The following is an 18819-nucleotide window of genomic DNA, read 5'->3' as shown; positions in this document are numbered from 1 at the left end:
GGTACGCTACCTTGTAAGGTAGGAGGCCAAGCATGTATAGACACACTAGTAAGACTCAAAAAAATTATCGTAAATCATACAGTAAAGTAAATTCTACTTCAGCACAATACGAACAAGGTGATGTATCTGTGCAATGTATTCCTGAGCTTCGAAGAGTGATTGAAATTACAGATTACGACAATGGAGTGCCAACTACGCACACGTTAGAGTTATATAAAACCAATCGTATTGACTGCTACAGAGTAATAGTCGATGGCAAGCTTTGGAAAGAACGTATTGGGTGGAGCAACATTCTTGAAGGCATTAGAAAAGCGCTACCAAGATTATCTAGAGAATGGTAAGCCTCTAGAACAGTAGACACTGTTCTAGAATTACTAAAATTAGGTCAACAGTCCAATACAAAGCAGAGCCAGTTCAGCCATGCGAAACAAGGAATGGGGCAAAAGCTTCTTAGCCTTTAACTCACTAGTCGTATCAAATGAAGTCCAATCGAAGAAGCGTTAGAGATAGGTGTAAGCGCGGTTTTGGCCCTTGGCGGCATGGATGCCGCCGTGGAGCGTATAGGGATATATTCACAGCGAGCCAAAAGAGCGCTTGCACATAAAGCCTGCGGCAGGCTATTAATTGCCATGAAGGTGCGTCTTCATAGCACATCAATAAATGAAAATACAGCCAGCCGCTACTCAAGCAAATGTCATTGTTCTTCATTTCAAGACCACCAAACTTTGGGGCAAAACCTGGTTAGCTTTTGAACCAGCAACTCACATCAAATACGGCTAAATCGAAGAGGCGTTAGATATAAGTGTAAGCGCGGTTTTGGCCTTCGAAATCATGGCCAAAAATATTCCCAACATTTTTCGGCATCCATACCTCTTTCGTTCGTAAGCACGAAGCTACGCTTCACTCACCGAGCCAAAAGAGCGCTTGCACATTAGCTCACCGCAGGTGATAGGTTGCCATGAAGGTACGCCTTCAACCCTCTTAACCAATAGCAATTCGGCCAAACACTAAATAAGAAACACAACAAACAAAAAAGGAGCTGACGTTAGTCAGCTCCTTTTCACATTAGCGCGATAAGTTAGCGCAGTTCCCAAGCGCGATAGCTCTTACCTTTAAGCTTGCCCTTGGTTATCTTGTTAAGGGCTTTATTGAGCACTTTGCGATCGACAGCAACATATGAGCGAAACTCGGTGATCTTAATCTTGCCCACTTCGGTGCCTTCGATGCCGTTGTCACCTGTGAGGCAACCTAAGATGTCGCCTGGACGAATTTTGTTTTTCTTACCGCCATCAATTTGAATAGTGACCATGCGTGGTTGGGGTGGGTAAGTGTCGAGCAGGCTTTCGCTTGGCAAGGCTTCGCCCAGAATGTCACGGCCAATTTCATCTTCAAGCAGTGCAATTTTGTAACCGTCTTCATGGTTAAAGAAGGTGTGCGCCGCCCCTTTGCTGCCCGCGCGGCCAGTACGGCCAATACGGTGAATGTGCACTTCGGTGTCGTAAGCAACATGGTAGTTAACCACCATATCGAGCGCATCGATATCGAGCCCGCGTGCGGCCACATCGGTAGCCACCATCACGCTGGCACTCTTGTTGGCAAATCGCAGTAACATCTGGTCGCGATCGCGCTGCTCTAAGTCGCCGTGCAGCGCCACAACGCTAAAGCCATCGTTAGCCAATTTCGCGGCCACATCTTTGGTTTCGCGTTTGGTATTACAAAACACCACGGCACTTTCTGGCTTGTGATGCAGTAGCAGCAGGCGCAGGGCTTTCATGCGATCGTTATTGTTACCGCACTCATAAAAATGCTGGTCAATGGTGTCACCGTCGTGCTTGCCTTCAACCTTGATCATCACAGGGTTGACCAAAAACTGCTCGCTGATGGTTTGAATTTGCTCTGGGAAAGTGGCGCTAAACAGCAAGGTTTGACGCTCACGCGGCACGGCGAGCATGATGGCGTCGAGCTCTTTTTGAAACCCCATCTCTAACATGCGATCGGCTTCATCAAGCACTAACATGTTGACGTTTTCAAGATCTAAACGACCGCGATCGAGATGATCGATAATACGACCCGGCGTCCCCACAATAATATGGGCACCATGTTCAAGCGAGCCAATTTGTGGCCCCATAGGCACGCCGCCACACAAGGTTAAAATTTTAATATTGTGGATGCCACGGGCCAGCGTTCGCAGATCGGCCGCCACTTGGTCGGCCAGCTCGCGGGTGGGGCACATCACCAAAGCTTGAATGCGAAAACGTTTCACATCCAATTTATTGAGTAATCCTAAGCCAAAGGCGGCGGTTTTCCCTGAGCCAGTTTTGCCTTGGCCAATCACATCTTCGCCGTTTAAGATGGCTGGCAAGCTTTTGGCTTGAATGGGGGTCATAGACTCAAAACCTATGGTGGTTAGGGTCTCAAGCAGTTCAGGTTTTAATGCCAGGCTGTTAAAAGCAGTTGCGGTGTTGTTGTCGGCTTGACTCACGGTATTTTCCTAGTCGGACAGCTGGGCTTGGCCGAGTATTAATCGCGCGTGCACAGCTAATCGAATTTAAAGCATGTCGATAGGCAAACCCAACACCCTCATATTACCGAATGCGTTAAGCCCTGCCCTGTATTGGCGGCGATTATAGCAATGTTTTAATCAAAGTGCGTTAGGCAAGTGTGGTTAAAAGGGTTTATCACTAAAAAGCCCCGACGCCGCGTGAATATTTACCTACGCGGCGCAGGGGCTTGAGATAACAGCTGTTAAGATAGCGGTTAAAAGAGTCGCGAGTTAAGCGGTGGCCAGCTCGGCCTCAGCTGTCACTTTTGCGTCCATGCGTTTAATCGCAGCGCCATAAATAATTAACGAGATTGCCGACACGCTGGCAATACCGGCAAACACGTACCAGATGTAATGGGCATGGGATGAGGCTTCAACCCAGGCAGCATGGTCACTAAAGGTGCGCGGATCGGGGCAGTAAGCCTCGAGTAAATATCCTGACAAACCAAAACCCAACAATGAGCTAATAAACGAATGCAGATGCGAGAAGCCTAAGTACAAGCCCTCTTCGCCCTTAGGTGCTTGCAGTGAAAAGTACTCCAAGAAACGCGGCGAAATAAAGCACTCCGCTAAGCCTTGAAACACAATGCCGATGATCATCATCGCCGCAATAGGATGCATGCCTAAAATGGTGTCAGTACCGGCAAACATATTGCCCGAGGCCATGAGTAGCGCCGATACAGGCATGATAAACATGCCTATGGTCATCGAAGAAAGTGCGCTGCGTTTTGCCATTAGCGTGGTCACTAGGCTCACACACAGAAACACCACCAGCGGATTAACGTTCGCATACCAAGAAGGGGAAGATCCTTCGCCCGCCATGCGCAGCACATATTTTGGCATGGTGGCATACAGCTGATGTTGCACCATCCAAAAACCAGAGATAATCACGGTAAGCGAAATCAAACGGCCATTAGACAGCACTTTCGTTAATGCTTGCCAAATTTGTCCCAGGCTCTTACCCGAGCGATTGTTATCTGTGCTCTTAAAGAACAGCAAAATGCTGATAAACGCCAGTAGCGTCATGCTAGCGGCAAAATAGTTGAGGTTAATTAATCCCAGATCGCCCATCGACTCGCGCAGCGGTTTAACCACAGTTTTACCGGAAAAAGCGCCGATATTAACCATCATATAAAAGATAGAAAAGCCCTTAGCGCGGGTCGCTGTGGTGGTCGATAGCGCAACCGTGCCGGTGATCACCGCCTTGATGAAGGAGCCACCAATCATGATGACGATTAAGATAGGGATGATCGCCCAGCGAATATCGGCTTCTCTCAAGCCATGGTAGACAGTGTCTTTACCGTATTCCACCAGCCCTTGGTTTTCTATTAGCATGGGGAAAATCGCTAATGAGGCATAACCTATGGTCAATAGACCAAACGCCAGCAACAAGGCGCCCCTAAAGCCTATCTTATCGGCTAAGGCACCGCTGAAGGTGGGTAAAAAGTAGAGACCCGCCGAGAAGGAGCCTGCCAACCACGCCGCTTCTACGTCGCTAAAGCCCAAGATACGAGACAAATACAAGGTGATGACGATAAACACGCCATAATAGGCGGCGCGTTCGAGCAGTTCGACGCCATTGGCGACCCAAAACATACGCGGAAAAGCCGTCTTAGTGTGAGTCGACGCAGCCGACTCGGTGGCTTTGGATGTAACTTTATTATTCATTTGATGTGATCCAAAAATAAAAAAAACACAACAAACTACCCCGCCGCGTACAACAAGGCAACACTTGCAACCTAAATGCCCCCCCATTTTATCAAGGTTGCGATACACACCACAGGCTCACCCCTCGCTTATGGGTTAAACCACTTGGCTCAGTGTCTGCGAGTGAGTCACTGTGGTTAATGAGCAATAGCTAAAAAGCAGTGGCGGAGCGAAGTAGCATTGGCGAAATAACATTGGCTAAATGGCAATGGCTAATATGACTATGACGAAACAACTAGGGATAAAAGATAGGGCATGCGCTAGCGATAACAGTCACATCACCAAGACGCGCAGCTTGAGGCGAAGTCAATTAAGGTTAAGTTAATTGTGGCTAAGTTAATTGTGGCTAAGTTAATTAAGCCTAAGTTATCGGCAAGCTTCCATTTAGCATCGCATCGCCGGTTATAAATCGGTATCCTAGGCGGCAAGATTTATCAGCCAGTAATTAACAACCCAATGACACAAGCCAATATCAGCAAAAGCCAACTTATCGAACAACTTGAACAATGGAAAAATCAGCAGATTTCAACTGAGCAGCTGCAAGACTGGATGGTGACTCACTATGATCCCGACGAAGTCACCATCGGCCTAGGTGAGTGCGAATGGACGGTCGAGGCGATGAACATAGTGATGAACGAATATGAAATCGCCAAGCTCGATAAGTGTCGCCAAGAGCAGGCGCAACTGGCTATCGATTTTATCAACAGCGATGAAGCACGCTTTAACCAGACGCGTCATCTGTTTTTATATGAAGGCTTTAAGGATTAAGCGTCAGATACAGTGCTAGGTGCCAGCGCCTAGCAGCACCTAGCAGCACCTAGCTTAAGCTGTTTAAGGGCTTGAGTTATTTAAGGCTTAAACACCCCAATAACACCACCTGTCGCCTTAGCGGCAACCTCGGCTTCGGCTTGTTGCTCACGGTAATCACACTCGATGCACTCTACCGTTTCAACTCCTTGCTCTTTAAACAGTACGATACTGTCTACCGCTTTACACTTGGGGCACTTCGCGCCGGCGACAAAACGTTTCTTTACTCTGACTTTACTCACGTTGCGATTAACCTGTAGTCTGTAAATTAGCAATTCAATGGCGGCATTTTGCCATAAGCCAATCAAAAAGACTTCCATTAGTTAGAAATTGTTATTGCGAAACGGTGGCTAAAATAGGCGATTTTACGCTATTATCCTCAGCCAATTATCTCCATGCAGTATCAAGTCGACCTTAATGATCACCATTACTCAAGCACAACTTATTCGTGGTTCAAAAACCCTATTAGACGAAGCGTCACTGACCATCTATCCCGGCCATAAAGTCGGCTTAGTGGGCGCTAATGGCACGGGTAAGTCATCCTTGTTAGCGCTGATCCTCGGTCATTTAAGCTTAGATAAAGGCGAGTTTAGCCTTCCTAGTGGCTGGCAAATTGCCTCGGTGGCGCAGGAGACACCCGCGTTAGGTGTCAGCGCATTAGAATATGTGATTGACGGTGATAAAGAATATCGACAATTAGAGCAGGCACTGCATCAAGCCCAGCAAGATAACGACGGTAATGCCATTGCCTTGCTGCACGGCAAACTCGATGCCATCGGCGGCTATACCATTCAATCGCGCGCCGCCAGCTTATTGGCTGGCCTTGGCTTTGCCGAAGCCGATCAGCAAAATCCGGTTAAAAGTTTCTCGGGTGGTTGGCGCATGCGACTCAACTTGGCCCAAGCGCTACTGTGTCGCTCGGATCTGTTGCTGCTCGATGAACCCACCAACCACTTAGACTTAGACACCATGTATTGGCTTGAGGGGTGGATTAAGTCCTACCAAGGCACCTTGATTCTGATCAGTCACGACAGGGACTTTATCGACGCCATTGTGGATGAAATTGTCCATGTCGAACACCACAAACTCAACTATTACAAAGGCAATTACAGCGCCTTTGAACGCATTCGCGCCGAGCGGATGGCGCAGCAACAGGTGGCGTATGAGCGCCAACAAAAAGAGCGCTCGCACATGCAGTCGTTTGTTGACCGTTTTCGCTATAAGGCCAGTAAGGCTAAGCAGGCCCAGAGCCGCTTAAAGGCGCTCGAACGCATGGCTGAACTGCTGCCATCTAAAGCCGACAGCCCATTTTATATGGAGTTTAAAGCCCCCGACGCCCTGCCCAATCCTTTGGTGAAAATGGAGCAAGTCTCTGTAGGTTATGGCGATAAGGTGATTTTAAACCATGTTCACCTTAACTTGGTGCCCGGTGCGCGTATCGGCCTGCTCGGACGTAACGGCGCGGGTAAATCCACCCTGATAAAGTTATTGTCGGGCCAACTGCAACCGCTAAGCGGCATCTATGAAACCAACCCAGGACTTAACATAGGTTACTTTGCCCAGCATCAACTGGAGTTTTTACGCTTAGATGACTCACCGCTGCAACATTTAATGCGCCTTGCCCCCAACCATCGCGAGCAAGAGCTGCGTGATTTTCTGGGCGGATACGGCTTTAACGGTGACATGGCATTATCGCCAGTGCGGCCTTTTTCGGGTGGTGAAAAAGCCCGCTTGGTGTTAGCGCTCTTGGTATGGCAACGCCCTAACCTGCTGCTACTCGATGAGCCCACCAACCACTTAGATCTTGAGATGCGTCATGCGCTCACCATGGCACTGCAATCTTTCGAAGGGGCGATGATTATCGTCTCTCACGATAGGCACTTATTGCGCCTCAGTTGCAGCGACTACTACTTGGTGGATCAAGGTGAAGTGCGTAGCTTCGATGGCGATCTCGATGATTATCACCAATGGTTGCTCGATGCGGCCAAGAGCGATAATCACAACGAAGGCGTGAGCGAAGCTTCGCCTGCACAAGATAAAAAACTGCAAAAGCGCCTCGAAGCTGAGTTAAGACAAAAACTGTCGCCGCTGAAGAAAGTACAAACCAAACTGGAAAAACAGCAGCAAGAGTGCAGCGAACGCCTAAGCGAATTAGAAAACATGCTGGCCGACACCAGCCTGTATGATGCCGATAACAAGGCCAAGCTGACGGCGGTATTGAGCGAGCGAACCGAGCTGACCCAAGCATTGGAAGAGAGCGAAATGGAGTGGCTGGAACTGCAAGAACAGATTGAAGCGATGGAACAAAGCGTAACCGCACAAATCACCTAACTACAATCACTTAGCCATAACCACTTAACTATAGCCACTTAACTACAGTCATCCAACTCCCTTGAGGCGGTTTATTCGCCTCAAGGCAGATTGCATCTAAGGCTAATGTTGGCGCTGAAGGCTTTCGCCAGCCACCAGCACGCACAAGTACTCAGCCAAAACTGGGGTAGTTCACGCTCGCTTATAACACCTGTTCATCGTAATCAAGTAGCACAAGGATCTGTCACCATGACGTGTTTAACCCAACTTCCCCCATCGCTTTGGCAAGACTGCGACTTACTCTATGCCCAGCAGCAGGCTGAGTACCTCAAGCTACAGGATGAACACGGGGTAAATGTTAACCTAGCGCTGTTGGCAACGTGGCTCGACAGCCATGACTACCTTATGCCTACTCAAAGCTGGCAACACCTCACCACACAGATAGCAAGCGTTGAGCTCAACTTGCTCCAGCCCTATCGTCACCTGCGAAAACTCAGTAAAGGCCATCTCGCCCCCGATGAGTATCAGCAGATGTTGACGGCGGAACTGATGTTAGAGCGCAAGGTGCAAAAATTGATTTTGCACACCCCAAGCTTACTGCAATCCTCACCCCATGCCGATAACCTAGCCCGCTATTTGAGCCTGTTCGATATGGATATTGGCGAGCACTTGACGCGCATATCCAACAGGTAACTTATCTCTGCGGCATTGACGCTCAGCCATCGGGCGTTGATATGCCAGAGGTTAACCGCTGCGCTAACGCGGTGGCATTTTTAGCCGTAATCGCATAAATCGACAGTTGAGGATTGGCCCCTAAACTGGTGGGAAAGATTGAACCATCCATCACCGACAAGTTATCGAAATAGTGCGATTGCCCCTGACTATTGACCATCGCCATTGCCGGGTCCTCACCCATTGGACAACCGCCCATGACATGCGCCGACGCGACGATGGTTTTCAGTGGTGCTAAGGGCATCTCGGCAATCGCTTGTTTCGCCTCGGCCCAGCTCGACAACAGCCCCATACCCTCACTCATGGGCAGCACTTGCTTTGCGCCCGCCGCAAATTGCAGCTCTGCCATGCTGGCAAAGGCACGCCGCGCTGCCCCCCAAAACGCCTCGTTAAGCGGATAATCGAGATTAAAGCCATTATCGGTTAGCTGCACTTGGCCCCCCTGACTGTCATGATGATAACCATCGCGCACCAGCGCTATGGTCACCTGCAGTTGATTAAACTCGGCCATTAACTGCGCATGACTCTGGCCATATCCTAAGGTTTTAGAAGCAATTAACACCGGGTGGATCGGCGGTACCTCAAGCTTATAACCTAGCTCGCCTGAAGCGCCATTTTGCCACACAAATTGGTCAGAATAGATAGATTGCGGCGCGCCGCTGTGGCCATTAATCGCATCGTTAAACAGTGCACCACTGAGTAAGGTGGGATGTAAAAAGGTGCGTTTGCCGATGAGTTGATAAGGATCGGGCAGTTTTGAGCGCAGCATCAAGGTTGGGGTATGTATGGCACCGGCGCTTAAAATATAATGCTTGGCCTTAAACAGTACTTCGACCCCCGTCGGCGTGAGGGTGTCATTCAGCGCCTGCGCTTTTAAGGCAAATACTTGCTGCTTGTGGTGCTCAATTTTAGTCACTTTCACTCGACTGACTAACGTCGCCCCTTGGGATAGCGCCGCCGGAATGGTGGTCACTAACATCGACTGCTTGGCATTGACTGGGCAGCCCATGCCGCAATAACCTGTGTTCCAGCAGCCCGCCACGTTACGCTTGATCACTGTGTGCTGCCAGCCTAGGGCTTCACAGCCGCGCTTGAGCGCCAGGTTATTGTTATTAGGCTCAATAGCCCACTCACTGATATTGAGTCGCTGCTCCATCTGCTCAAACCAAGGCGCTAGAGTCTCGCTTGTCAGGCCGCTCACCGATTTTTCAGCAGCCCAAAAGCGCAGGGCCTCGTCAGGGGTACGAATCGATGTGGTCCAGTTGATGGTGGTTGAGCCACCTACGGCGCGCCCCTGAAAAATGCCTATCGCCTTATCTTTGGTTTTCATCGAGGCCGCTTGTTGGTACAAGTTAGGATAGGCACGGCGCTCTTCCATATTGAAACTCTCTGAGGACTTGAGCGGCCCCGCCTCGATGATGATCACCGATAAACCGGCTTGGGTAAGGATCTCCGCCGATACACCGCCACCAGCGCCGCTGCCCACAATCACGACATCGGCTTCTAACGTGGTGGGCGCGTCAAGATGGCTGCCATCGATGTGATGCCATCCGCTTGCTAAGCCTTCTACTATGGGGTCTGGTATCGCCAATGTCTGGCCTCCGTACTAATGCTGCTGTAACCCTTGTTTAAGGGTGGATTATGGTATCAATACGCAGCGAACGGTTATCGTTAGCCACATGAGTGAGCCCGGAGGTTTAGCCAAACAAGGCAGGTTTTTGGTAATTCAGCCGCGACCAATGCTCTGGGCAAGCGTAATAACTGGCCATTATCAACTCCCTTAAACCTTGATATGCGGTGATCATCATATCTAAATAACTGTTTCGCCAACTTTCTAACATGGCAATCAGTTGCGCTGGGCTACGCAGTAACAGTGGCGTCATGCTCCCGGTGAGCAACAACATGCCAAGTCGCGATTCCAGCAGATTCAGTAACTGCTCTAGCTCGGCTTGCGCATCAATAGGCAGCAGTGCCATAGTGTCGCTAATAGCATCTAGAGTGCGATTTTGCGCGGCAATTCGCAGCGAATCAGTTTGCGGCAGTGCGCCATCTAATACCACTGGCAGCAGCAAACTGAACAACAGGCGGTGGTGACGGTCGAGTGCTTTATTGACTTGCACATAAGGCGGGCGATAAAGAGTGACACCTAAAGCCAACGCCCCAGTGCCTACGAGCGCCGTAGCCAAAAAGGTTCGTCTGTTCATGTTCTCTCTCCTGCATTGCCCTAATCGACCTGTAGAGGCTTAAATTCGGCACCACTTTCTGTGGTACACTTATCGACACTTATCGACACTTACAATAATTAAACACATGTTTTAATATTCAGCAACAGCCAATGATGACGCAACCACAATTTTCTCCCCCTTGGTGGGCTAAAAACCCACATATTCAGACGATATTACCGGTGCTGACAAAAGTGGATGGCCCTGCGCTAACACGCCAACGCCTCGAACTCGATGATGGTGACTTTATCGATGTTGATTTTTTAGGTGAGCCCAAGGCTAATCAAGCCATTGTGGTCTTGGTGCATGGCTTAGAAGGCAGCGCCGATTCCCACTATATCAGGCGCCTACTTAACCGCTTGGCCAGTATGCAGGTATGCGCCGTGGTGCATCATCATCGCAGCTGCTCTGGGGTGAGTAATCGCTTGGCCCGCAGTTATCACAGCGGCGATACCCAAGATTTACAGGCCACCCTTAGCATGCTTAAGCAGCATTATCCCACCAGCCCCTTATTGGCCGTCGGCTATAGCTTAGGGGGCAATGTGCTGGCAAAATATTTGGGGGAACGTGCCGATAACAGCTTAATTGAACGGGGGATTATCGTCTCGGCGCCACTGCAATTGGGCGCTTGCGCCACTAGGCTGAAAAGCGGTTTTTCAAAAGTGTATCAAACTTACCTTATTAAACAGTTACAGCAAAAAGTGCGTGAAAAACTCGATATGCCCTCCTTGCAGGGCCAGATGCCAGTGTCCCATGCCGATATTGCACTTTTAACGACCTTCCATCTGTTTGACGATCGGGTTACCGCCCCCTTACACGGCTTTAGCGGCGTAGCCGATTATTATCAACGCGCCAGCGGCCTGGCCTATCTGAGTAAAATTACCAAGCCGACACTGGTGATCCACGCTAAAGACGATCCCTTTATGAATGATGAGGTGATCCCCAATGCCTGTGAGCTGGCGAGCGCGGTGCAGTATGAGCTGCATCATAATGGCGGCCATGTGGGCTTTATCGACGGCGGTACGCCACTAAAACCGCAATATTATTTAGAAAAACGTATCACCCATTTTCTGTTCGACATAGGACAATAAACCATGTTGGTGCCTTACTCTGCGTTACAACAACTGCCCAGTGATACATTGGATAACTTAATCAAAGAATTTTTATTCACTCAGATGGAAGATGGCAGTTTTGCTGCCCTCGATGACGCGGCAATGTCTACGGCGATACGTCAATGCCAGCAGGCACTAGCGCGCAATGAACTGGTCGTCGAGTACAGTGAAGAGGATGAATCGATTGCGATTCGTCACAAAGACAATACCTTAGCCAAATCAACAGAAGATTGACCTGCACAGGGTCTGTACCGTATAACTATTGCTTCACTGCTGCTTAGCAGACCGTGACTACTTCAGCGTTTTTAGGTAAACAAATGTCAGCCAAACACCCGATAATTGCCGTGACGGGCTCCTCTGGAGCCGGCACCACCACGACCACGACTGCGTTCAGCCATATATTCCGCCAACTGGGGATCAACGCGGCGGTGATCGAGGGAGACAGCTTTCATCACTATACCCGTCCCGAGATGGAACTGAAGATCCGCCAATCGCAACACGACAGCAAAAATATCAGCTATTTTGGCCCAGAAGCCAATGACTTTAAGAAACTAGAGCAGTGTTTTCGAGATTATGGCGCAACGGGCCAAGGCGAGACCCGCTCCTACCTACACACTTTTGATGAGGCAGTGCCTTTTAATCAGATGCCCGGCACCTTTACCCAGTGGCGACCGCTACCCGACAACACCGACATGCTCTATTACGAAGGGTTACACGGTGGGGTGGTCACCGATGAGTGCAATGTGGCGCAACATGTGGATCTGCTAATCGGCATGGTCCCCATTGTTAATTTAGAGTGGATCCAGAAGATCATTCGCGATACTTCTGAACGTGGCCATAGCCGCGAGAAAGTGATGGGCTCAATTGTGCGCAGCATGGACGATTATATTAACCATATGACGCCCCAGTTCTCACGCACCCATATTAACTTTCAGCGCGTGCCCACCGTCGATACCTCTAATCCTTTTAGCGCCAAAACCATCCCCAGCTTAGATGAAAGTTTTGTGGTGATCCGCTTTCGCGGTATCAACAACGTCGACTTTCCCTATTACCTTAAGATGATCGATGGTTCATTTATGTCTCGTATCAATACCTTGGTAGTGCCTGGCGGTAAAATGTCACTGGCGATGGAGCTGATTTTGAATCCGCTTATCCGCGATCTACAAGAAAAAAGACAACAGCTACTCGATTTAGATAATGAATAATGGCGTAGCTTAAGCTTCGTTTAAGTCAGTCCACGTAGAATCTCACTCATCGGGATTTCAGGCGAAAGACTGATAGTTAGTATACTCTTGGGAGTGAATTCCCCCATCTTGATCTGTTTGCTTCCTTGAGTATGCTAGCGCACCATCCCCCACTGTAAGCTATTGCTCACGATACCTTAGTACACCATTCTTCAGTAAGTACGGCTTGTCATTTATGCTGTAACCCAACCCATTTGTATCCACACCAGCCTATTTATATCCACATAAGTGCTCACTACATCGGCTCGTGAATACCTGCCTATTATTGAATTCGGTTTTTAATACCCTGGGGATTGCTGCCGTCATTTAGACTCAAAAGTAACAATTCGGCTTGAGCTCAAGCAATACGCCGCTTCGCCTTGTTTAATATGCGCTGCAGCGGATGCACTTGCGCATATTTGCAAGCGGCAGCCAAGCTCACTGCAGACTATAAGGGTAAAGCTTCGCGGTAAGGTTTTTGCTGCTGATAATGCTGCAAGCGCAACTGAAACTCATCAAAACGATGTTGGTCTGCCATCTGTTTAAGCGCATGTATAGCTTGTTGCTGGATATTAACCGCAGCATTAAAGTCACCCATTTCGGCGTACGCCGCCGCAAGGTTATCTAAATGAGTCGGATCTTGGTTATTGGCAGCAACTAGACCCTTAGCGATAGCCATCGCCTTATCACCGTTACGATGTTCAGATTCGGGACATGTGGATAATATCCACGCCGCATTGCCCAGCGCCACGTTATCACCCACGGCAAGAAAGTAATCGACCGCCTTACCGCAATTACGTACTACGCCATGACCACCTGATGCATAAATAAAGCCTAAACGAAATTTAGCCCGTGTATCGCCTTGAGCCGCTAATTGTTGATACCAGCGTTCGGCTTGGGCTAAATCTTTATCGATAAGCTTACCATCGAAGGAGAGATCGGCAATGGTTTGTGCCGCTTTGAGGTGGCCTTGCTCTGCGGCGCGAATGATCCATTGTTGCCCTAGAGAGGCATCTTGTGAGACAAAACGTCCCGATACATACATCAAACCCAACAAGTATTGGGCTTCGGAGTCGCCTTGAACCGCTTTGAGTTGGATATGAGCCAACTTACTCGCCGCTTGCGCTTGCGCCGTGGCTGGAATCGAAAATGCGAACGCCCCATGGCTTACCGCGCTGCCAAACAATAAACTGGCGGTTATCATCCACGTATTGATCTTCATGGTTCACTTCTCCCAAATCAAACAACTCAATTGGCCAACCAAACCGCCCGTTAAAGCAATAAACGTTCACTGATAAGACAAATACAGCAACCCATAAAACCTAGTGGCGTAACCAGCCATCGGCACTGGGTGCCATACCGAAATCGCTAGGGACGTTAACTAGAGGCATTAAAAAGCCTACTAACACCAACAGCGACATAGACCGATAACGTTAACAATAATCGCCACGCTAAGTCGAGATAAATCGTCGCATAGGCAACGCTCTTTAAACAAAATTGACAATAGCGCCTAACCAACGCTATCTAAGCGTAAATAACGGCATAGAGAATCGGCTCAAGCAGTTGGTGTGATGCATACAGCATTGTTAGGCAAATAGCGTCGACTTAACACGGTAATAGTTGACATATATTACTAATGTATCATTATAAAGTCCGATATTTACAATACGGTAAAATCTGCTTATTGGGTTGCAAATTTGTCGCAAAGTTTGATCTCTCACGAGGTTTTTTCTGCTCAATTGACGTAATCTACTTATTTAGCATATTCTTGTATTTACATTAATTCAGTCGAGGAACACAGGCATGGCTCTGATTGGTAAGCCTAAACCGGATCCAACTTTGGAATGGTTTTTATCACACTGTCACATTCATAAATATCCAGCCAAAAGCACACTGATCCATGCTGGTGAAGACTCAGATACGCTGTACTACATCGTTAAAGGCTCTGTTGCAGTATTAATCAAAGATGAAGAAGGTAAAGAGATGATCCTCTCTTACCTTAACCAAGGCGACTTTATTGGTGAATTAGGCTTGTTTGAAGAACAAGCTGAACGTACCGCTTGGGTTCGCGCTAAGCAGGCGTGTGAGATCGCCGAGATCTCGTACAAGAAGTTTAAGCAATTGATCCAGGTTAATCCTGAGATCTTGATGAAACTCTCTTCGCAAATGGCTTACCGCCTGCACAGTACCAGCCAGAAAGTGGGCGATTTAGCTTTCCTTGATGTTGCTGGTCGCATTGCGCAAACCTTACTGCACCTAGCTAAACAGCCTGATGCGATGACCCATCCTGACGGTATGCAGATTAAGATCACTCGTCAAGAGATTGGCCAGATTGTGGGCTGTTCACGTGAAACTGTGGGCCGAATCCTAAAAATGCTTGAAGAGCAAAATCTTATCCAGGCGCACGGTAAAACTATCGTAGTTTATGGTACTCGCTAAGCTAGCGTTAAGTTAGATTTAATAGATCTTCGCTAAAGTGGCCTGACATTATGTCAGGCCACTTTTTTTAGGACAGCATTAGTGAAACCCATCTACATTGCTAGTGCATTCATCCTCTATCTCTTTTCGCTCGCCTCGCTATCAGCCACGCCACTTACCGAACTTGAGCACAATCAAGCCCAAAAACTGGTCAGCGATGGTAAAATACTCCCCCTCGATGTAGTACTAGCCAAAGTCGAAAGCTATTGCAGCGTTAAACTGCTCGACGCCCATTTGTATCAAGCTCAAGGACAATGGCATTACCATCTGCAACTTAGAAGTCTGCAAGGAGAATTAATCTCGCTGAAGATGGATGCCACCACTGGCGAACCAAGAAACACTGCGGAACTGCCCACTCATTGCCAATACGACAAAAAATAACACAGCGCTACATGGCCTCTTGGAAAAGGTGTATGATTTATGCCAATCGCATTAATTATCGGGTCATGCTTGATGGTTAAGATGCGCTGCTACAAGGTATAAGTTTACAAGCAAAGTAAATCGTTATTTCAACTCGCACCTTGTATAGCTCGTTTTTTTATCAACAAATAGATCACTTATTCAATTTTATTGGTATTAATAACTAGGCTAGATAATGCTTAGAAACAATCATTTTTTGAGCAACTCCAACCAGAAATGATCACCCAAACAGGTAAATCCATATATGAAATTGCTGCTCGTTGAAGACAACACCCTCTTAGTTGCCGAGCTGGAAAAACAGCTGAAACAAGCGGGTTACGTTACCGATATCACCGATAAAGCCGCAGAAGCCGACTACCTTATCAAAGAGACCAATTATGATTGCGTGATCCTCGACATTGGTTTGCCTGATGGTAATGGCTTATTGTTACTACAAAATTGGCGTAATCAAGGGGTTAACACACCAGTCATTATGCTGACGGCTCGCAGTCAATGGCACGAAAAAGTAGAAGGCTTTAATGCTGGCGCCGATGATTACTTAGGTAAACCGTTTCATACTCAGGAGCTGTTGGCCCGCATCAATGCGCTGATCAACCGTGCCCACGGCAAGGCCAGTACTCCCACTAAAGAACTCAGCTTCGAGGGGGTGACTTTAGATGAAGGCCAGCAAAGCGTCAGCGTTGGCGAGCAACATTTTGAATTGACCGCCATGGAGTTTCGCTTACTGAAGATTTTTTTGATGTCGCCGAAAAAGCTGCTATCAAAAGCGCAGCTGACCGACAAACTGTATCAATTTGATGACGAGAAAGAGAGTAATGTGGTTGAGGTTTACGTGACCCATCTGCGTAAAAAACTGGGCAAAACCGCCATCGAAACGCGCCGCGGACAAGGGTATATTTTTCACGGCTTAAAACAATGATCTCCATTCGCACCAAGCTGAGCCTGTGGTTATCAGGCTTGGTGATCATCTCAACCTTTGTTGCCATCGTCATTTTTGAGTCGATGCTCAGGCAAGCGTTTCATGACTCGATTATTGACCGTCTCGAAGAGGATTTACAGCAGGTATTACTGGCGATTCAATTCGATAACGGCAACATCAGCATAGATCAAAGCCAACTATCGAGCTTCTACAAACCTGTCTATTCGGGCCGCTATTATCAACTTAATATGGATCATATCGAGCTCAGATCCCGCTCCTTATGGGATCAACGCCTCGATATTCGCCCCTTAACCAAAGGGGAAACCCGAGTCTGGCAGACCAAAGGGCCGCAAAATCACGACATCCAACTGCTCTCTTTAGGCCTAAGCAGTGAGACCGCCTTAGTACAGGCCACCATTACAGTCGCCCAAGACTTGAGTATTGGCCGCCAAGTCTTCACTCAAGTTTATGGCACCAAACTGGGGGTCAACTTAGCCATGCTGCTGGCCATGATCGCGGGGATTTTTATCGTATTAAGGCAATCTTTTAAACCGATAAATGATATGCAACAAGCCTTGATTAAACTGCGCGGCGGAGAAATAACCTCTTTAGATGTCAACAAGATCCCTCCAGAGCTTGCCCCACTAGCCACCACCTATAACGAGCTTTTGCAATACTCAAGCAAGCAGATGGAACGCAGTCGTAATAATTTGGGTAATCTTAGTCATGGCTTAAAAACCCCGCTGGCGGTGATGCAGCAGCAAGTTGAAGCTTTGGGGCTAAAAAACCCTGACTCGGCCATGGCATTGCAAAAGCAACTCGATCTTATTCATAAAATGATTGAGCGCAAACTGGCGGCGGCGCGGATCACTGGCGACATGCTACCGGCGGCGCAGATGCAGCTGCCCAAAGATCTACATGATCTGTGTCAGACCTTAAATAAGGTTCACCATGGCAAACAGATACAGAGTCAATTTGCCATTGATGACAGTATCAACCGCTTGCCGATACACAGGGAAGATGGCATGGAGCTGATTGGCAACCTGCTCGATAATGCCTTTAAATGGGCTAAATCGACAGTGTCTGTTTGCGTAAAGAGGGCAACAGCACAAAATGACGATAAGCAGCTTATATTAACCATCGAAGACGATGGCTGTGGTGTCGACAGTGATCAGCTGTCATTGCTTACTCACAGAGGGACTCGTTTAGATGAGAGCATCATAGGTCATGGCACTCTAGGGCTCTCGATAGTGAAAGACATTGCCGAGCAGTATGCGATTGGCCTTAGTTTTGAGCACAGTGACACCCTTGGCGGCTTAAAAATTCAGTTACGCTTTACGCCGCAATAACCCTGCCGTTTGTTCCATTATTTAAGCCAATAAAAAAGCCGATGTTTCAACATCGGCTTTTTAGTGCGTTGAGGCAAGCTGATACTCGCTCGCTACACTAGTAGGCAGTTAACTATTGGTGCTTTCAAAAATCTTGTCCGCAGAGGCCGCCACAAAGCCGGTGTAAAGCTCACCGTCGGCTTTAGGGTAACGCAGGGCAAACTCATAAAAACAGCTAGGGATCGTCTTCTGCCCATCGCTAAAGCTCACCGCTATTTTATCGGCCATGGTCGATGATTGCTCAAGTAACACCTCTGGCGAGCCTTTAATCTCACCGCCCACACAGTTAAGCACAAAACCGTTATCTTTTAGGATCTCATTAACCTCAGCTAGGGTTTCGACCCCCGCTAAATGGTTAATCGATACCGTAAAATGATTAGCTCGGTAACCGATGGCGGCAACCCACGCGGCATATTCACTTTCAGCGAGTAAGGCTTCATAGGTGGCAATATCCAGCGTCCAGTGACACCCAGAATAGAGGAAGTTATCCGCCGTGGTGGCAGCAACATCGACTTGGTCGACCAAGTCTTTCACTATGGCTTGCAACTGCGGGCTAAACTCTTCCACCAATAGCTCAGAGATAAACACCTTAGGCTGAGTCGCATCAGGGTGCTCAAAGTGTTTTGCTTTAAGTTTCTTGGCTTCGAAATAGTAGTCGCCACACGCGACATACCCCAAAGACTCAAAATGGTTGGCTAACACACTTAAATTAACCTTGTCGAGATTAAAGGTACGCAGGGCAATATGATCGTTAATGATCGGCTCACCCTTACCCAAGAGTTGGTGTACTTTTGCGGCAGAAGGGGTCATTTCAACATAATCATCCCACAGGGACGCAAAAAGCTGGTTTACATCTGTGTGCATCAATTTCATCCTTAAACGGCATCTATTGTCCGTTAATTATGTCGCCAATAAACGTGCAGCTAGTCTATAAACATGGGGGAATAAGATCCCCCATC

Annotated in this window: 18 protein-coding genes; 11 read left to right on the top strand and 7 right to left on the bottom strand. The window is 48.2% G+C overall.

Annotation, left to right across the window (positions count from 1 at the left end; genetic code table 11):
- The first annotated feature begins 32 nt into the window (after positions 1-32).
- Positions 33-341 (top strand): hypothetical protein, encoded by a 309-nt coding sequence (locus AC5YBZ_RS03235; RefSeq protein WP_115407322.1) that lies wholly within the window; start codon positions 33-35, stop codon positions 339-341.
- A gap of 737 nt (positions 342-1078) precedes the next feature.
- On the opposite strand, the gene dbpA is transcribed toward AC5YBZ_RS03235, so the two are convergent.
- Both dbpA and AC5YBZ_RS03225 read right to left on the bottom strand, forming a co-directional pair.
- Complete coding sequence (dbpA, locus tag AC5YBZ_RS03230; protein WP_494520029.1) at positions 1079-2482, bottom strand: ATP-dependent RNA helicase DbpA; 1404 nt, start codon at positions 2480-2482, stop codon at positions 1079-1081.
- A gap of 291 nt (positions 2483-2773) precedes the next feature.
- Positions 2774-4210 (bottom strand): MFS transporter, encoded by a 1437-nt coding sequence (locus tag AC5YBZ_RS03225; RefSeq protein WP_494520030.1) that lies wholly within the window; start codon positions 4208-4210, stop codon positions 2774-2776.
- A gap of 495 nt (positions 4211-4705) precedes the next feature.
- On the opposite strand from AC5YBZ_RS03225, the gene AC5YBZ_RS03220 reads away from it, so the two are divergent.
- Positions 4706-5017 carry a hypothetical protein gene (locus AC5YBZ_RS03220; RefSeq protein ID WP_119977604.1) on the top strand — a complete coding sequence of 104 codons (312 nt, stop codon included), beginning with the start codon at positions 4706-4708 and terminating at the stop codon, positions 5015-5017.
- Between the two features lie 80 nt (positions 5018-5097).
- Here the strand turns inward: AC5YBZ_RS03220 and AC5YBZ_RS03215 are convergent, their stop codons facing one another.
- On the bottom strand, positions 5098-5298 hold the full coding sequence (locus AC5YBZ_RS03215; protein ID WP_494521663.1) for a YheV family putative zinc ribbon protein: 201 nt from the start codon (positions 5296-5298) through the stop codon (positions 5098-5100).
- A 175-nt stretch (positions 5299-5473) separates the two neighbouring features.
- Here AC5YBZ_RS03215 and AC5YBZ_RS03210 point away from each other — a divergent pair, with 175 nt between their 5' ends.
- Complete coding sequence (locus AC5YBZ_RS03210; protein WP_494520031.1) at positions 5474-7387, top strand: ABC transporter ATP-binding protein; 1914 nt, start codon at positions 5474-5476, stop codon at positions 7385-7387.
- 228 nt (positions 7388-7615) lie between these two features.
- On the top strand, positions 7616-8059 hold the full coding sequence (locus AC5YBZ_RS03205) for a TIGR02444 family protein (protein WP_494543403.1): 444 nt from the start codon (positions 7616-7618) through the stop codon (positions 8057-8059).
- A 22-nt stretch (positions 8060-8081) separates the two neighbouring features.
- Here the strand turns inward: AC5YBZ_RS03205 and AC5YBZ_RS03200 are convergent, their stop codons facing one another.
- On the bottom strand, positions 8082-9689 hold the full coding sequence (locus AC5YBZ_RS03200; protein ID WP_494520033.1) for a GMC family oxidoreductase: 1608 nt from the start codon (positions 9687-9689) through the stop codon (positions 8082-8084).
- Positions 9690-9795: 106 nt separating this feature from the next.
- Positions 9796-10302 (bottom strand): twin-arginine translocation signal domain-containing protein, encoded by a 507-nt coding sequence (locus AC5YBZ_RS03195; RefSeq protein WP_494520034.1) that lies wholly within the window; start codon positions 10300-10302, stop codon positions 9796-9798.
- A 134-nt stretch (positions 10303-10436) separates the two neighbouring features.
- Between AC5YBZ_RS03195 and AC5YBZ_RS03190 the strand changes: the two genes are divergently transcribed.
- The 3 genes from AC5YBZ_RS03190 (at position 10437) to AC5YBZ_RS03180 (ending at position 12637) form a co-directional block, all read left to right on the top strand.
- Positions 10437-11411: a hydrolase gene (locus AC5YBZ_RS03190; protein ID WP_494521664.1), complete on the top strand. Its 975-nt coding sequence runs from the start codon at positions 10437-10439 to the stop codon at positions 11409-11411.
- A gap of 3 nt (positions 11412-11414) precedes the next feature.
- Positions 11415-11666 carry a YheU family protein gene (locus tag AC5YBZ_RS03185; RefSeq protein ID WP_494520035.1) on the top strand — a complete coding sequence of 84 codons (252 nt, stop codon included), beginning with the start codon at positions 11415-11417 and terminating at the stop codon, positions 11664-11666.
- An 83-nt stretch (positions 11667-11749) separates the two neighbouring features.
- Positions 11750-12637 (top strand): phosphoribulokinase, encoded by an 888-nt coding sequence (locus AC5YBZ_RS03180; protein WP_494520036.1) that lies wholly within the window; start codon positions 11750-11752, stop codon positions 12635-12637.
- Between the two features lie 466 nt (positions 12638-13103).
- On the opposite strand, the gene AC5YBZ_RS03175 is transcribed toward AC5YBZ_RS03180, so the two are convergent.
- The gene (locus AC5YBZ_RS03175; RefSeq protein WP_494520037.1) at positions 13104-13877 is read right to left on the bottom strand and encodes an SEL1-like repeat protein; all 774 of its coding nucleotides are present in this window, start codon (positions 13875-13877) and stop codon (positions 13104-13106) included.
- Positions 13878-14458: 581 nt separating this feature from the next.
- Here AC5YBZ_RS03175 and crp point away from each other — a divergent pair.
- The 4 genes from crp (at position 14459) to AC5YBZ_RS03155 (ending at position 17821) form a co-directional block, all read left to right on the top strand.
- Positions 14459-15094 carry a cAMP-activated global transcriptional regulator CRP gene (gene crp / locus AC5YBZ_RS03170; RefSeq protein WP_012156707.1) on the top strand — a complete coding sequence of 212 codons (636 nt, stop codon included), beginning with the start codon at positions 14459-14461 and terminating at the stop codon, positions 15092-15094.
- 81 nt (positions 15095-15175) lie between these two features.
- A complete protein-coding gene (locus tag AC5YBZ_RS03165; protein WP_494520038.1) occupies positions 15176-15514 on the top strand; it encodes a PepSY domain-containing protein in 339 nt (112 codons plus the stop codon).
- A gap of 283 nt (positions 15515-15797) precedes the next feature.
- A complete protein-coding gene (locus AC5YBZ_RS03160) occupies positions 15798-16472 on the top strand; it encodes a response regulator (RefSeq protein WP_494520039.1) in 675 nt (224 codons plus the stop codon).
- Complete coding sequence (locus AC5YBZ_RS03155) at positions 16469-17821, top strand: ATP-binding protein (protein ID WP_494543402.1); 1353 nt, start codon at positions 16469-16471, stop codon at positions 17819-17821. The genes AC5YBZ_RS03160 and AC5YBZ_RS03155 overlap by 4 nt, the downstream gene beginning before the upstream one ends.
- 108 nt (positions 17822-17929) lie before the next feature.
- Here the strand turns inward: AC5YBZ_RS03155 and AC5YBZ_RS03150 are convergent, their stop codons facing one another.
- Positions 17930-18724 (bottom strand): DUF1338 domain-containing protein, encoded by a 795-nt coding sequence (locus AC5YBZ_RS03150; RefSeq protein ID WP_494524346.1) that lies wholly within the window; start codon positions 18722-18724, stop codon positions 17930-17932.
- Positions 18725-18819: the final 95 nt, after the last annotated feature.

It is taken from the genome of Shewanella sp. 553 (genome assembly GCF_059338375.1).
This window is presented reverse-complemented; position numbering and strand designations above follow the sequence as displayed.

Bases quoted from the DNA above. Each gene is read 5' to 3' on its own strand.
- AC5YBZ_RS03235 (WP_115407322.1), top strand. From the start codon at position 33: ATGTATAGACACACTAGTAAGACTCAAAAAAATTATCGTAAATCATAC.
- AC5YBZ_RS03225 (WP_494520030.1), bottom strand. From the start codon at position 4,210: ATGAATAATAAAGTTACATCCAAAGCCACCGAGTCGGCTGCGTCGACT.
- AC5YBZ_RS03220 (WP_119977604.1), top strand. From the start codon at position 4,706: ATGACACAAGCCAATATCAGCAAAAGCCAACTTATCGAACAACTTGAA.
- AC5YBZ_RS03210 (WP_494520031.1), top strand. From the start codon at position 5,474: ATGATCACCATTACTCAAGCACAACTTATTCGTGGTTCAAAAACCCTA.
- AC5YBZ_RS03205 (WP_494543403.1), top strand. From the start codon at position 7,616: ATGACGTGTTTAACCCAACTTCCCCCATCGCTTTGGCAAGACTGCGAC.
- AC5YBZ_RS03195 (WP_494520034.1), bottom strand. From the start codon at position 10,302: ATGAACAGACGAACCTTTTTGGCTACGGCGCTCGTAGGCACTGGGGCG.
- AC5YBZ_RS03190 (WP_494521664.1), top strand. From the start codon at position 10,437: ATGACGCAACCACAATTTTCTCCCCCTTGGTGGGCTAAAAACCCACAT.
- AC5YBZ_RS03185 (WP_494520035.1), top strand. From the start codon at position 11,415: ATGTTGGTGCCTTACTCTGCGTTACAACAACTGCCCAGTGATACATTG.
- AC5YBZ_RS03180 (WP_494520036.1), top strand. From the start codon at position 11,750: ATGTCAGCCAAACACCCGATAATTGCCGTGACGGGCTCCTCTGGAGCC.
- AC5YBZ_RS03175 (WP_494520037.1), bottom strand. From the start codon at position 13,877: ATGAAGATCAATACGTGGATGATAACCGCCAGTTTATTGTTTGGCAGC.
- crp (WP_012156707.1), top strand. From the start codon at position 14,459: ATGGCTCTGATTGGTAAGCCTAAACCGGATCCAACTTTGGAATGGTTT.
- AC5YBZ_RS03160 (WP_494520039.1), top strand. From the start codon at position 15,798: ATGAAATTGCTGCTCGTTGAAGACAACACCCTCTTAGTTGCCGAGCTG.
- AC5YBZ_RS03155 (WP_494543402.1), top strand. From the start codon at position 16,469: ATGATCTCCATTCGCACCAAGCTGAGCCTGTGGTTATCAGGCTTGGTG.
- AC5YBZ_RS03150 (WP_494524346.1), bottom strand. From the start codon at position 18,724: ATGCACACAGATGTAAACCAGCTTTTTGCGTCCCTGTGGGATGATTAT.